The organism is Pseudomonas sp. P97.38, from assembly GCF_001269745.1.
GTDB classification, from domain to species: domain Bacteria; phylum Pseudomonadota; class Gammaproteobacteria; order Pseudomonadales; family Pseudomonadaceae; genus Aquipseudomonas; species Aquipseudomonas chlororaphis_E.
Genome location: NZ_LHVJ01000009.1, coordinates 66,444 through 80,093 on the forward strand (window position 1 = coordinate 66,444; position 13,650 = coordinate 80,093).

The 13,650-nt window shown below is 63.8% G+C and carries 11 protein-coding genes; all 11 read left to right on the plus strand.

Annotation, left to right across the window (positions count from 1 at the left end):
* Nucleotides 1–7 precede the first annotated feature (7 nt).
* The 11 genes from AD664_RS02300 to AD664_RS02350 all read left to right on the plus strand — a co-directional run bounded on the left by AD664_RS02300 (nucleotide 8) and on the right by AD664_RS02350 (nucleotide 13,583).
* The gene (locus AD664_RS02300) at nucleotides 8–646 is read left to right on the plus strand and encodes a DUF1175 domain-containing protein (RefSeq protein WP_162489263.1); all 639 of its coding nucleotides are present in this window, start codon (nucleotides 8–10) and stop codon (nucleotides 644–646) included.
* Nucleotides 643–5,211: an alpha-2-macroglobulin gene (locus AD664_RS02305; protein ID WP_083454117.1), complete on the plus strand. Its 4,569-nt coding sequence runs from the start codon at nucleotides 643–645 to the stop codon at nucleotides 5,209–5,211. The genes AD664_RS02300 and AD664_RS02305 overlap by 4 nt, the downstream gene beginning before the upstream one ends.
* Nucleotide 5,212: 1 nt before the next feature.
* Complete coding sequence (locus tag AD664_RS02310; protein ID WP_053144112.1) at nucleotides 5,213–6,832, plus strand: DUF2300 domain-containing protein; 1,620 nt, start codon at nucleotides 5,213–5,215, stop codon at nucleotides 6,830–6,832.
* 3 nt (nucleotides 6,833–6,835) lie between these two features.
* Nucleotides 6,836–7,681, plus strand: coding sequence for a YfaP family protein (locus tag AD664_RS02315; protein ID WP_042732431.1), 846 nt, complete (start codon nucleotides 6,836–6,838; stop codon nucleotides 7,679–7,681).
* 297 nt (nucleotides 7,682–7,978) lie between these two features.
* Complete coding sequence (locus tag AD664_RS02320; protein WP_123579635.1) at nucleotides 7,979–8,560, plus strand: YjfI family protein; 582 nt, start codon at nucleotides 7,979–7,981, stop codon at nucleotides 8,558–8,560.
* A 22-nt stretch (nucleotides 8,561–8,582) separates the two neighbouring features.
* Nucleotides 8,583–9,281 carry a PspA/IM30 family protein gene (locus AD664_RS02325; protein ID WP_042732433.1) on the plus strand — a complete coding sequence of 233 codons (699 nt, stop codon included), beginning with the start codon at nucleotides 8,583–8,585 and terminating at the stop codon, nucleotides 9,279–9,281.
* Nucleotides 9,282–9,568: 287 nt separating this feature from the next.
* Nucleotides 9,569–10,603 carry an ion channel gene (locus tag AD664_RS02330; protein ID WP_053144114.1) on the plus strand — a complete coding sequence of 345 codons (1,035 nt, stop codon included), beginning with the start codon at nucleotides 9,569–9,571 and terminating at the stop codon, nucleotides 10,601–10,603.
* Nucleotides 10,590–11,252, plus strand: a complete 663-nt coding sequence (locus AD664_RS02335) for a DUF2491 family protein (RefSeq protein WP_053144116.1) — start codon at nucleotides 10,590–10,592, stop codon at nucleotides 11,250–11,252. Before AD664_RS02330 ends, AD664_RS02335 begins: the two co-directional genes overlap by 14 nt.
* Before the next feature lie 15 nt (nucleotides 11,253–11,267).
* Nucleotides 11,268–11,696: a DUF350 domain-containing protein gene (locus tag AD664_RS02340; protein ID WP_042730580.1), complete on the plus strand. Its 429-nt coding sequence runs from the start codon at nucleotides 11,268–11,270 to the stop codon at nucleotides 11,694–11,696.
* Between the two features lie 18 nt (nucleotides 11,697–11,714).
* A complete protein-coding gene (locus AD664_RS02345; protein ID WP_042730581.1) occupies nucleotides 11,715–12,413 on the plus strand; it encodes a DUF1190 domain-containing protein in 699 nt (232 codons plus the stop codon).
* 12 nt (nucleotides 12,414–12,425) lie between these two features.
* Nucleotides 12,426–13,583 (plus strand): glutathionylspermidine synthase family protein, encoded by a 1,158-nt coding sequence (locus tag AD664_RS02350; RefSeq protein WP_053144119.1) that lies wholly within the window; start codon nucleotides 12,426–12,428, stop codon nucleotides 13,581–13,583.
* Nucleotides 13,584–13,650 lie beyond the last annotated feature (67 nt).

Below are 13,650 nucleotides of genomic sequence, written 5' to 3' on the forward strand. Positions count from 1 at the left end.
CGCACGGATGCGCAATCCCCGGTCGTGGGTGTTGCTGCTGGCGCTGTTGCTGGCGGGGCAGGCGTTCGCGCTCGAGACGCCGGCGCTGGATGTGGAGCAGTCCAAGGTCTTTCGGGCCTGGTTCGTGCGCATCGCCCAGGAGCAACTGACCCGGGGCCCGAGCCCGCGTTGGTACCAGCAGGATTGTGCCGGGCTGGTGCGCTTTGCGGCCAACGAGGCGCTGAAGGTCCACGACGACAAATGGCTGCGCAGCAATGGCCTGTCCAACCGCTACCTGCCACCTGAACTGCCGTTGAGCGATGCGCAGCGCCGCCTCGCCCAACAATGGCAGCAGGGCGGCGGCAAGGTCGGCCCTTACGTCAACGCCATCAAGCTGATCCAGTTCAACAGCCGCCTGGTGGGCCGCGATGTCGCCCAGGCCCGCCCCGGCGACCTGATGTTCTTCGACCAGGGCGACGACCAGCACCTGATGATCTGGATGGGCCGCTACATCGCCTATCACACCGGCACCACCACCCCTACCGACAACGGCATGCGCTCCGCAAGCCTGCAACAACTCATGAACTGGAAGGACACCCGATGGATACCCGACGCAGCCAACCCCAACTTCATCGGCGTCTATCGACTCAACTTTCTCTCCCAATGACCGGTGCCCGCATGCTGCGCTTGTGTTCGAAACTACCCCTGCTGTTTGCCTTGTTGCTGGCACCTGTCGTCAACGCCGAAGATACGGTGGAGCCCAGCGGCTACACCCCCGTGTCCGGCGAGAGCTTCTTCCTGCTGGCCGACAGCAGTTTCGCCAGCGACGAACAGGCCATGGTTCGCCTCGAAGCGCCGGGCCGCGACTACCGTCGGTTCCGCATGGAGCCCTATGGCGGCGCCGACATTCGCGTCTATCGCATCGACAAGCCGCTGGATTTCCTCAAGCGCCAGAAAAACCTGCACCGCGTGGTCAGTGACGGCCAGTTCAAGGGCGAAGGCCTGTCGAACACCCTCGCGTACCTGTGGGATAACTGGTATCGCAAGTCCCGCCGGGTGATGCAGCGGGCGTTCTCCTACGAGTCTCGCCAGCAAGTGACCGAAGAAGTGCCGGAGCTGAAGATCGGCGACGCCCTGGTCGCGCCGACGCCGTACGACGCACCGGCCCAGTTTGCCTTGATCCCGGGCTTGCCGGTGGTCAGCCAGTTCCGTTACCCGCTGTGGCAAGCCAAGCCGATCCAGCCGCCTGCCGGGGTCAACCTGGCCGGTTCGTCCAGTGAGTTCGTCAGCGTCGCCCCGGGCAACGTCTACGTGCCGCTGGGCCAATTGAAACCAGGCCTGTACCTGGTGGAAGCGCTGATCGGCAAGTACCGGGCCACCACCATGGTCTTCGTTTCCAACACCGTGGCGGTGAGCAAGATCGCCGGCGACGAGTTGCTGGTCTGGGCCGCGCGCAAGCATGAAGGGCGTTCGGTGCCCAAGGTCAACGTGCTGTGGACCGACGGCCTGGGCGTGATGAGCAGCGGTGCCACCGACGAGGATGGCTTGCTGCGCCTCAAGCATGTGAGCCCGGAGCGTTCGTTCGTCATTGGCGAGGACGAGGAGGGCGGGGTCTTCGTTTCGGAAAACTTCTACTACGACAGCGAAATCTACGACACCAAGCTCTACGCCTTCACAGACCGGCCGCTGTACCGTCCGGGGGATTGGGTATCGTTGAAGATCGTCGGTCGTGAGTTCAAGAACGCCCGTGATTCGGTGCAGCCGACGGCCGCCGACGTCAACGTCAGCGTGCTGGATGCCACCGGCACCGCCTTGCAGACCCTGGCCCTGAAGCTCGATTCCAAGGCCGGGACCCAAGGCCGCTTCCAACTGCCGGAAAACGCCGTCGCCGGTGGTTATGAGCTGCGCTTCAGCTACAAGGACCAGCTCTACAGCAGCGCCTTCCGTGTGGCCGAATACATCAAGCCGCACTTCGAGATCGCCCTGAACCTGGCCAAGCAGGACTACCGCACGGGCGAACCGGTCAAGGGCAACCTCGTGTTGCTGTACCCGGACGGCAAGCCGGTGGTCAATGCCAAGGTCAGCCTGAGCCTGCGCGCCCAGCAACTGTCGATGGTGGACAACGAGCTGCAATACCTGGGGCAATTCCCGGTAGAACTGACCAGCAGCGAAGTCACCACCGATGACAAGGGCAACGCGACCCTTGACCTGCCGGCCGCCGACAAGCCGAGCCGCTACACCCTCACCGTATTCGCCAGCGATGGCGCGGCGTATCGGGTCAAGACCACCAAGGAAATCCTGATCGACCGCGGCGCGGCGAACTTCAGCCTGGGCGCCCGCCAGCGTTTCAGTGCGGTCGGCGAGAAGGTCGCGTTCAGCTACGCCAACGTAGGTGGCAGCGAGCAAAGCAAAGCCGTGACACCGGGCAGCTACGCCTGGGTGCGCCTGGAAGACCAGAGCACCGGCGACGGCAAGCTGACGGCCAAGGACAAAGGCTTCAGCCTGACCTTCGACCGGCCCGGTACCTACAACCTGACCCTCAAGGACGAACACGGCCGGGTCATCGGCGCCACCGCCCATGCGGTGACGGGCGACGGCATCAAGGCCGTGCCGGGCACTGTCGAGATCGTCCTCGATAAAGCCGAGTACAAGACCGGCGACGAAGCCCTGGCATTGATCACGTTCCCTGAGCCGGTCAGCGATGCGCTGCTGTCCCTGGAACGTGACAAGGTCGAGGCCACGGCGCTGCTGTCCAAGGGCGGCGACTGGCTGAAGATGGAAAAGCTCAGCGAGACCCAGTATCGCGCGCGCATCCCGGTCAAGGACGCCTTTGCGCCGAACATGACGTTCTCGGTGCTCTACACCAAGGGTGGCCAGTACAGCTTCCAGAACGCCGGTCTGAAGGTGGTCACGCCGCAGATCGACGTCGCCGTTGTCACCGACAAGGCCAGCTACCGGCCGGGCGACACGGTCACCGTGGACCTGAGCACCCAGTTCGCCGGAAAGGCGATCCCGGCGCACCTGACGGTCAGCGTGGTGGACGAAATGGTCTACGCCCTGCAGCCGGAAGTGGCGCCGACCATCGACCAGTTCTTCTACCACCCGCGGCGCAACAACGTACGCACCAGCGCCAGCCTATCGTTCATCAGCTACGACGTGGCATTGCCGGGCAGCCCAGGCGCACCGGGCAAGGCCAACCGCAGCGAGCGTGGCGTCAAGGTGCTGGAGCGCCCGCGTCGTGAAGACGTCGACACCGCTGCCTGGCAGCCGGAGCTGGTCACCGATGCCAGTGGCAAGGCCCGTTTCACCTTCAAGATGCCGGACTCCCTGACCCGCTGGCGCATTACTGCCCGGGCCATCGCCGACGATGGCCGGGTGGGCCAGAAGAAACAATTCATCGCTTCGGAAAAACCGCTGTACCTGAAGTGGAGCGGCCCGACCCGCTTCCGCGCGGGCGACAAGCCGCAATTGGGCCTGTTCGCCTTCAGCCAGTCGGAGAAACCGTTGAAGGCCGAGTTGTTGATCCGTTACGCCGGTGCTGAACAACGGCTGGTGGCGGAACTCAAGAAAGGCATCAACTACGTGGCGCTGCCGGCCATGGAATTGAGCAGCGGCGACCTGAGCGTCCAGCTGCAATTGAACGGCGAGACGCAGGACGCCCTGGCCGTGAACCTGAACGCCAGTGGCAGTGGTTGGCAAGTGACCCAGGGCCAGCGTGTCGATGTGGCGGGCGGCGATACCCCGCTGAACCTGCCGGCCGACGCCAGTGATATCCGCCTGCGCCTGGACGACAGTCCGCAAGCGCTGTTCCGGTCGGCCCTGGACGATCTGCTGGGCTACCCCTATGGTGGCGTCGAACAGACGGCCAGCCAATTGCTGCCGTTGAGCATCGCGTACCCGAGCCTGGCGTCGAGCCCCCAGACCCGTGACCGCTTGCGCCTGATCATGCAAAACAGTCGCCTGCGCCTGGTGCAGATGGCCGGGCCGTCGGCGAGCTTCACCTGGTGGGGCCAGGACGGTGAGCCGGATGCATTCCTGACCGCTTATGCCTATTACGCCGACTGGTACGCCAGCAAGGCCCTGGACATCAGCCTGCCGCCGGAACACTGGCAGCGCGTGCTGGAGGTCTACGCCAAGCAGGCCGGTGATACGCCGCTGTTGCAGCGGGCGCTGATCCTGTCGTTCGCCAAGCAGATGCAACTGCCGGTGAACACCTTGCTCAGCGGCCTGATGGACGACCTGGCCAAGGCTCGTGGCGCGGGTGCCGACAGCGTGATGGACGGCGGTGAAGACAGCCTGGTCATGAACGCGCCGGATTCGGCCCTGGGCCTGGCGAGCGCCCGCGTCTTGGCCGCGTCCCTGGCCAGGCAGCTGAAAATGCCGTTGCCAGAGGCGTTCAATCGCCAGGTGGACGCTGCGCAGCAGCAACTGGCGGTCAGTTCCGCACCGTTTGCCGAGGCACTGGTGCTGTCGCTGCAAGCCTTTGACCCTGCTCGCGCCAAGGCTTTGCTGGAGCGAGTGCTGCCACAACAGTCGACCCTGGAGCGGGCCCTGGTTTTGAGCTGGCTGCAACGCAGCATCGAACAAGCTGCGCCGGCGGTCACGCTGACGCCGGGTGACGGTTGGAAAGCCCGACAAGGCGCCACCGGTGAAACCTACTGGCAATGGCAGGGCGCGCAGGTTCCGACCTCGCTGGCCCTCAACGGTGCCCAGGAACGTCCGCTGCAAGCAGCCCTGAGCTTCCAGAGCCAGCAACCGCCCGTGGCATCGATGGCCGTCTCGATCACCCGTCGCCTGTCACGCCTGGTGCCGGGCGACGAAGCGTTCACCTTCAAGCTCGAACCGGTGGGCAACAAACCGTTGTCCAGCGACAGCCTGTACCTGGACGAAGTGATCATCAACAGCAAGGCGCCGACGCCGCTGCGCTACGGCATGCTCGAAGTGCCGCTGCCGCCGGGCGCCGATGTGGAGCGCACCACTTGGGGCATCCAATTGGTGGGCAAGGCCGACAGCGAACCGACGGCCCTGGAAAAGGCGCGCTTCGAGCCGGGCCAGATGGCCTACGCGGTGCCGGTGGATGCCCTCAGTGGCGAGTTGCGCTTGCGTCATCTGGTGCGCTTCTCCCAGAAGGGCCAGTTCAACCTGCCGCCGGTGCGCTTCACCCAGGTCTACGCGCCGCAGAATCAGGCGCGGGAACAGAAACCGGCGCTCGGTCAGGTCACGGTCAACTGACATGCGCAGGCGGCTGGCCTGGTGTCTGTTGTGCTTGATTCCTGCGCTGGCAACGGCGCAGGACGAGCCGCTGCGCCTGGCCTTCGACGGCCAACTGCTGCGGGTGAGCCCGGCGCAGGTGCTGGATCGCCAGCCGCTGCCCGACACCTTGCAGGCACCGTTGGGCAGCCTGTGGAAACTATTCGTCTACGCCTGGCTGGTGGACACCAATGCTCGCGAGCCGGCCTATGCCTGTCGCGGTGAATCGAAGGAAGAAGTCTATTGCTGCAATGCCGGGCAGAGCATCGGCCGCGACCAGGCCCTGGTGAAGTCTTGCGGCTTGTACTTCGAGCCGCAGCGGCTCGGGCTCTCGGCGGCCAACTGGCGTGACTACTGGCAAGCCCGCCAGGCACCGGCCTGGCTGCTGGACCTGCCGACCCTGCAACCCCAGACCCAAGTGCCGGTCGCCGAGCTGCTCAAGGCCCTGGCTTCCTTGCCGGCTCAGGATCAGGCGCGCCGGGTGCTGCTGGACGTGGTGCTCAACGCGGCGGACGGCCGGCTGGTGGGCGAGTTGGGCAGTCGCCTGCGGGTCAAGACCTGGAGCTGGCTGGGCGACCAGGGCCCTGCATCGCGCCAGGGCGGTTTCGCCGGTTGGCTGGTGGACGGCACGCCCGTCTGGGCCGGTGGGCGTGGCACCAGCCAGCAGGTCCTGAAGGTCTATGGTGAGGGTTTGGCGGCGGCGCTGCCGTCCCGCTGGCCGGCGGAAACCGGGCGCTGCGTGGAGGTGGGCCTGTTTGCCCGCTATCCATTGCAGCGGGTGCTGTCCGGCGACCGTCCGGCCACACCGGGGCAACTGCGAGGTGATTACCGGGTCGAGTTCGCCAACGGCAACCAACTGGATATCCACAGCGATGGCGAACTGTTCCTGACGCCCGGCAAGCTGGTCGCGCGACTGGATCGGGAGGAGTACGTCGCCCGGGTTCTGCAACGCGAAGCCAAGGCTGAACCCGCCGAGGCCGCCAAGGCGCTGGCCGTGGCGATCCGCACCTACCTGCTGCAGAACGCCCAGCGCCATGGCGACTGCCTGAGCATTGACGACAGCAGCCACCGCCAGCGTGTCGCGCCTCGCCCGGCCGCCCCTGAAACCCGGGCCATCGCAGCCTGGACCAGCGACCTGGTGCTGGCCGGCATCGACGTGACCTATCACTCCGACCAGGCCGGCCCGGACAAATTGTCCTGGCTGCAAGCGGTGGAGCAAGCCAACGCCGGCCAGCGCTACGACGCCATCCTGTTGCACGCCTACCCCCGCGCCAGCCTCAGCCGCTGGGACAATCCGGTGGCGTCCTGCGAGGCGCTGCCCGCGGCCCAGGACTGGCTGCTGAAACAGCGGCGGGGCTGGCGTTCGCGCCTGGAAAGCGAAGTCGGCTACAACGAGATCAGCACCTTCGCCGTCTGCCGCGTTGCCTTCGGCCGGCCTTATGTCGACCGCGAGCGCCAGCGCATCTACGTGCGCGGCGTGCTGTCGCTGCAAGACCGCCTCGACCTGACACATGAATACCTGCACCTGGCCTTTGAAGCACATCCCAACGGCCAGGACGAAGACTATATCGAAGGGCTCGCCCGTCACCTCTTGCTGGAATAGACCATGACACTCCGTTATCCACAGGTCTTGCTGTTGCTCTGCGCCCTGACCGCGTTGCCATCGACCTACGCCGCCGACCCCGTCAAGCTCGATACCCCGATCGGCGGCTGGCGCAGCGGCGCGCCGGGCGGTGACGGCGAAAACTACAGCCAGGTCGTCAACTACCCGGCCTCGTCGGTCAATACGCCCCAGGGGCAGGCCGCCACCGCGCGCATCACCGGCCAGATCGCCGCGGCGCCCAAGGGCGAGCGCGAGCCGGGCAAGCTCATCGTCAACGGCGTGAGCATGCCGCTCAAGCTCGACCCTGAAGGCCGCTTCGACCGGCCGTTCTCCTTCCCCAATGGCAGCAACAGCGTCGAAGTGCGCAGCCCCGATGGCCAACATCGCCATCGCACGCAGTTTCTCCACACCAGCGGCGGCGCCAGCCCGGCCAAGCTGCGGGTGCTGTTGACCTGGGACAGCGACGGCACCGACCTGGACCTGCACCTCGTCACGCCCGACGGAGCGCACATCTGGTACGGCGACCGCGTGGCCCCCAATGGCGCGGCCCTCGACGTCGACGTCACCACCGGCTATGGCCCGGAAATCTTCTCGATGCCTGCACCGATCAAGGGCCAGTACCTGGTGTACGTGAACTACTACGGCGGCGGTTACCGTGATATCGCCGACGAGAACGAAGGTGAAGAGGGCGGGGAAAGCGGCGGCACCGAAGCGGTGCAAGCCCTGACCACCGCGCAGGTGACGGTGATCACCGAGGAAGGCACGCCGAGCGAAAAAATCGAGACCTTCGTGGTGCCGATGAGGGCGGTGGGCGAGCTGACGTTGGTCAAGAGTTTCAGTTATCCGTAGGGCCTCCTTGTGGGAGCGGGCTTGCTCGCGAAAGCGGTGCAACAGCTGCCAAGGCGTTGGTTGGCCTGACGCCTTCGCGAGCAAGCTCGCTCCCACAGGGTGTTTCAATGGCTGTGCGCAGGTGTGAAAAATCTCACGCGTGAGCTATTGAGGGTTGTGAACGTTACCTGTAGTGTTTCTCACGCGTGAGTTTTTCACAGTGGGGTCAGCACCATGCCAAACAGCTCTCCAGCAGATTCGGCGAGCCTCGACGCAGAGCGCTCCAAGCCTGCCGCGAAAAAACCGTCGAGCTTCTACATGAAGCAGATGCGCGCGGGCCTGAGTGCCGCCGGGTATGTGAAACATGAAACTTGGGTGCTTCCGGAAAACCGGAGCCTGCTCAAGCAGATGGAGAAACAGCTACGCCAGCCGATTCTGGCGGGCTCAATCATGACGGAGGATTACATGAGCGCAGGTAACAACTGGAACATCGATCGCCTCTACAGCGCCTTGCAGGCACTGGATGAAGTGGTTGCCAATGAAATCACCCTCTCCCTCGTCCAAGGCTCCGAGTCCAGCATCAAGCTGGAGATGAACGACTTCGGGGGCCTGCCCATCTACATCGCGGTGGTGGGCGACCAGATCATCGTCGATACCGTCCTGGTGGACATCGAGTCGATCAACGACGTAACGGCCTTCAACGACGCGGTCCTGCGCAGCCGGGAAATGTTCCCGCTGTCCTCGATCGGCATCGAGACCATGCCCAACGGGCAAGTCGTCTACAACATGTTCGGTGCGCTGAGTGCAGGGTCCAACCTGACCAACGTCGTCACCGAGGTCAAGACCCTGGTCGACAACGTCCAGCGTGCCAGCGAAGCCTTCGAACGCTTCTTCATCTAATTCGCCGACAGGAACCTATCCAATGACTCAGTCCATCTGGAGCAAATTGTTCACCGCGCTGCGTGGCGGTGCCAGCGAAGTCGGCGAAGCGATCGTCGATCAACAGGCCCTGCGCATCCTCGACCAGGAAATCCGCGACGCCGACACCGCACTGGCCAACGCCCGGCGCGAGCTGGTCACCATCATGGCCAAGCACAAACTGGCGACCGACCGTGTCGGCGAATACAACGCCAAGATCAAGGACCTGGAGTCCAAGGCCCTGGCCGCGATCCAGGCCAACCGTGAAGACCTGGCGCTGGAAGTGGCCGAGGCCATTTCGACCCTGACCAACGAACTGGACGTCGAGCAGAAGCAGGCGGCCGAATTCGGTGGCTATGCCGAGAACATGCGCAAGGACATCACCAAGGCCGAAAGCCGGATCAAGAGCCTGCGCCAGCAAGTGGACATGGCCAAGGCCCGGGAAAGCGTGCAGAAGGCCCAGGTCAGTGCCTCCATCGCCAGCGGCGGTGCCAACGGCAAGCTGGAAACCGCCGTCGGCACGTTGAATCGCCTGCAAGCCAAGCAGCAGCAGCGTGCGGCTGAGTTGCAAGCCCAGGACGAACTGGCCGATGCCTCCACCGGCACCGACCTGGAGCGCAAGTTGCGCGAAGCCGGCATCACGCCGAACGAAGGCAGCGCCAATGCGATCCTGGAACGCCTGAAGAAAAAATCGGCGGAGTAATCTGTTCGGGCTGAACAACCAAGGCAGGCCGAGCACAAAACCTGTGGCGAGGGAGCTTGCTCCCGCTGGACTGCGCAGCAGTCCCATTCTCTGGGGCCGCTTCGCGCCCCAGTGGGAGCCAGCTCCCTCGCTGCAATCGTGTTCGGCGCTCCTGGATGTAATTGTGACGCAGGTACTTTTATCCAAGCTTCGCAGCAGGTTTAATGCTGCCCGGTAACCGCGTCTGAGCCCCCGCGGTCAGCGCGATGACGTCGCCAGGAACCAAGCCCCACGGAGTCAGGGACACGATGTCGATTTTCCTTCTATTGCGTGCCTACGCATCGTCGTTCTTCCAGCGCTTCGGCTGGGCCGGCCTGGTCATGGCTGTGGGCGTGCACCTGGCCACGGCCTGGATCGGCCTGGTGCTGCTGGGCGAGCAACACCTGATCGCCGCCGCCACGTTTATCTATTTCTATCTCACCACCACGCTTACCGTCGGCTACGGCGACCTGTCGCCACAGACCGCGGCGGGGCGGATTTTCGTTGCGACCTGGGTCATGCTCGGCGGCATCGCGCTGCTCACGGCGGCCATCGGCAAGACCACCAGCAGCGTCATCGATGTATGGAGAAAAGGCATGAAGGGCAAGGGCGATTTCACCGGCACCGTCGGACACACCGTTCTCGTCGGCTGGGAAGGGGGCTCCAGCGAGCGGGTCATTGAGTTACTGCTGCAAGACGAAACGTCCAACGACAACCTGATCGTCATTTGCGACTGCGACCTCGAAGAAAACCCCATGCCCGGCCAGGCGTCCTTCATCAAGGGCGATAGCCTGTCTTCCGTCGCGCTGTTGCGGCGCGCTGGCGTGCCCGGTGCCGAGCGCGTCCTGGTCCGCACCCACTCCGACGACCTGACCCTTGCCACGGTACTGGCGGTCAACCAGCTCGGCCCGGCCGGGCATGTGGTCGCCCACTTCAACGACAGTGAAACCGCCGCCCTCGCCAGCGCCTACGCACCCAGCCTGGAATGCACGTCGAGCATGGCGATTGAAATGCTGGTGCGCGCCTCCCAGGACCCAGGCTCGTCCGTGATCATCAACGAGTTGCTGTGCGTGGGCCAGGGCGCCACCCAGTACCTGATGAAACTGCCCGAGCGTTTCGAAACCACGTTCGGCGAGCTGTACACGCGGATGAAAGAGCAACATAACGCTACGCTGATCGGTTACCGCGCCATCGGTGCCCAGCACCCGTCGATCAACCCGCCCGGCGCCACGCGCGTCGAGGGTGGCGAACTCTTCTACATTGCTTCCACACGTCTCAAGGACATCTCCAATGGGATGGTTTAAACAGTTGATGGGGCTCGAAGCCCCGAATGCGAACACCACCACCAGCGCGGCCCTGCCTGCCAACGGGCCGCTGGGCCTGGCCTACGGCAAGGGCGTGGGGTTCGACAACACGCTGAAGTTGCTGCTCGACGGCAACAGCGCCGTGATCATCCCAGGCGCCCAGGAAATCTGGAGTATGGGTGTCGTCGACCTGGGCCAGTCGAACTGGCTGGCGCGTTTCTACATGAACGACGAAGACTACTGGCTGCAAGTGCACACCAGTGGCGCGGTGGATGGGCAGGTCGAATCGGTGATCCTGTTCAACTACATAAGCTACGTCACGGTTAACAGCGAAGCCGAGTTGCGTCGCCTGGCCGGCCCCCAGAGCTTGATCGGCCTGCCGACCTACACCCATGACGGCGTCGAATACACCCGCGAATGGGGCACCGAGGACGGTCAGACCGAACTGGTGGCATTGAGCGAACGCGTGAGCAACCCGGATGAGTCCTACACCGTCGAGCACCGTTCGATGCTGTACGCCCGCGACACCGGCCTGACGGATCGTCGCGAGTTCCTGTTGTTCTCCGTCGAGGAAGACGCCGAAGGGACGATCAGCCTGAGTACTTCGCTGGGCATTTCGCTGTACACCACAGACCTGCACACCATTTGAATAAGGAAGACGTCCATGTTTGAAGCACTCTCCATTTCCCTGAACAAAGCCGCCGTGTTCGGCTTCGTTCTGTACATCCTCGGCGCCGCCGTGTTGTTCGCGCTGTTCCAGTTCATCTACATCCACGTCACGCCGCACAAGGAATTCGAACTGATCCGCTCGGGTAACGTGGCCGCCGCCATTGCCCTGGGTGGCGCGCTCATCGGCTTCGCCATCCCGGCCAGCAACGTGATTGCCTACTCGGTCAGCCTGCTCGATTTCATCGTCTGGGCAGTGATAGCCGCGTTCGTCCAGTTGCTGGCCTTCCTGGTGACCAGCCTGGTGCTCAAGGGCGCTTCAGCGCGCATCAAGCAGGGCGAAATCGCCGCTGGTATTTACATCGCCGCGGTGGCCATCAGCGTCGGCCTGTTGAACGCCGCGTGCATGACGCCTTCCACGAACTGATTGCGCCAGGAGCCTGCGATGAAACGAAGCAAGTACGTTCAGCTTTCGCTGGCCGCATCGGTCGCCATGGCGATATCCGGTTGCGGGCCGACGGAAAAAACCTACCAGTTGCAGAAAAAATACAACTTCCAGTCCGTGCAACAGTGTGTCGATGAAAAGCTGCCGGTGGATGTCTGTTCCGACGCCTTCATGAACGCCATGGCCGAGCATCGCCGCATTGCGCCGGTGTACGACAACCGCGCCGATTGCGATGCCGACTTCGTCGCCGACTGGTGCCAGCTGGACTCGAACGGCAAGTTCATCCCCAAGCTGGGCGGTTTCGAGCTGAGCGCCGATGGCGAGGTCACCCAATCCCAGGTAGACGCGGCCAGGGCCCAACTGCCGGCCTCGGAAGCGAACACGGGCGGCTCGGGCTTCAGCAACCTGCTGACCGGGCTGTTGATCGGCAACATGCTGAGCAGCAACCGCAACAGCTATTACTCCGAGCCGGTTTACCGCTATCGCGATGATCGCGGTGACTACGGGTCCTCGACCCTGTCCCAGCGGGTTTCCAGAGGCTCGACCTTCACCAAGTCCAACCAGGCGCGCTACGGCGGCTACACCGATTCGATTCGCACCAGCAAGCCGATTTCCGTGGCGTCCTCCACCTCCCGTGGCGGCTTCGGCAGCAAGGCCAGCGCCCGCAGCGGGTGGGGCGGTTCGAGCTCCGGCGGCTGAGGAGCGAAGGCCATGAAGAAGATCCATTGCGCCGAGCGGCATGACTGGAAGCAGACGGCCGAGCGCCTCGGCTTCCTGTTTCACACCATCGACGGCGAACCCTACTGGGACGAAAGCGCGTACTACCAGTTCACGCTCAAGCAGATCGAGGACGATCTCGAAGACCCCACCACCGAGCTCCATGACATGTGCATGGACCTTGTCGCCCGCGTGGTGCAGAGCGAGCAAATGCTGGAGCGCCTGAGCATTCCCCCGGCGTTTTTCGACATGGTCCGCACGTCATGGCTCGAAGGCCATCCGCACTTGTATGGGCGCATGGATTTCTCCTACAACGGCAACGGCCCCGCCAAGCTGCTGGAGCTCAACTACGACACGCCGACCAGCCTCTACGAGGCGGCGGCGTTCCAGTGGGGCTGGCTGGAGCAATGCATCGAGCGCGGCCTGCTGCCCCAGCATGTCGACCAGTTCAACAGCATCGACACCAAGCTGCACCAGGCGTTTGCCCAATTGCAGCTCACCCAGCCGTTCTACTTTGCCTCGATGAAGGATTCGGTCGAGGACAAGGGCACCACCGATTACTTGCGCCTCATCGCGGAGGCTGTCGGCATCGAGTCGCGGCACATCGACATCGAGGACATCGGCCTGAACAATGAAGGCCGTTTCGTCGACTTGCAGGAGCGTTGGATTCCCCATCTGTTCAAGCTGCACGCCTGGGAGTTCATCTTCCACGAGCCCTTCGGCGCGGCGATCGCCGAGAGTGACACGCAGTTTTTCGAACCGGCCTGGAAATCGATCATTTCCAACAAGGGCATCCTGCCGCTGCTGTGGGAGTTCAACAAAGGCCACCCGAACCTGCTCGAGGCCCACCTGGACCCCAACCCCGGCACCCCTGTGCCCAAGGGCTGGGTGCGCAAGCCGTTCTTTTCCCGGGAAGGCGCCAACATTGAACTGCAGACGGCCGATGGCCTGGTGGTCAAGGAAGACGGTCCCTACACCGACGCACCGTTCATCCTCCAGCAGCTCGCGCCCCTGCCGCGCTTTGGCGACAGCTACACGCTGATCGGCTCCTGGGTCATCGGCGACCAGGCGGCCGGCATTGGCGTGCGCGAAGACAACAGCCTGATCACCAAGGATTCAAGCCGGTTCTTGCCGCACCTGATTCTGGATTGATTGCCGCAGCGTGAAGTGCAACGGAGCTTTTGTGGGAGCGGGCTCGCTCGCGAAGACGATGTGACAA

Coding starts and splice junctions, on each gene's coding strand:
- AD664_RS02300 (WP_162489263.1), top strand. CDS start 8: ATGCGCAATCCCCGGTCGTGGGTGTTGCTGCTGGCGCTGTTGCTGGCG.
- AD664_RS02305 (WP_083454117.1), top strand. CDS start 643: ATGACCGGTGCCCGCATGCTGCGCTTGTGTTCGAAACTACCCCTGCTG.
- AD664_RS02310 (WP_053144112.1), top strand. CDS start 5,213: ATGCGCAGGCGGCTGGCCTGGTGTCTGTTGTGCTTGATTCCTGCGCTG.
- AD664_RS02315 (WP_042732431.1), top strand. CDS start 6,836: ATGACACTCCGTTATCCACAGGTCTTGCTGTTGCTCTGCGCCCTGACC.
- AD664_RS02320 (WP_123579635.1), top strand. CDS start 7,979: ATGAAGCAGATGCGCGCGGGCCTGAGTGCCGCCGGGTATGTGAAACAT.
- AD664_RS02325 (WP_042732433.1), top strand. CDS start 8,583: ATGACTCAGTCCATCTGGAGCAAATTGTTCACCGCGCTGCGTGGCGGT.
- AD664_RS02330 (WP_053144114.1), top strand. CDS start 9,569: ATGTCGATTTTCCTTCTATTGCGTGCCTACGCATCGTCGTTCTTCCAG.
- AD664_RS02335 (WP_053144116.1), top strand. CDS start 10,590: ATGGGATGGTTTAAACAGTTGATGGGGCTCGAAGCCCCGAATGCGAAC.
- AD664_RS02340 (WP_042730580.1), top strand. CDS start 11,268: ATGTTTGAAGCACTCTCCATTTCCCTGAACAAAGCCGCCGTGTTCGGC.
- AD664_RS02345 (WP_042730581.1), top strand. CDS start 11,715: ATGAAACGAAGCAAGTACGTTCAGCTTTCGCTGGCCGCATCGGTCGCC.
- AD664_RS02350 (WP_053144119.1), top strand. CDS start 12,426: ATGAAGAAGATCCATTGCGCCGAGCGGCATGACTGGAAGCAGACGGCC.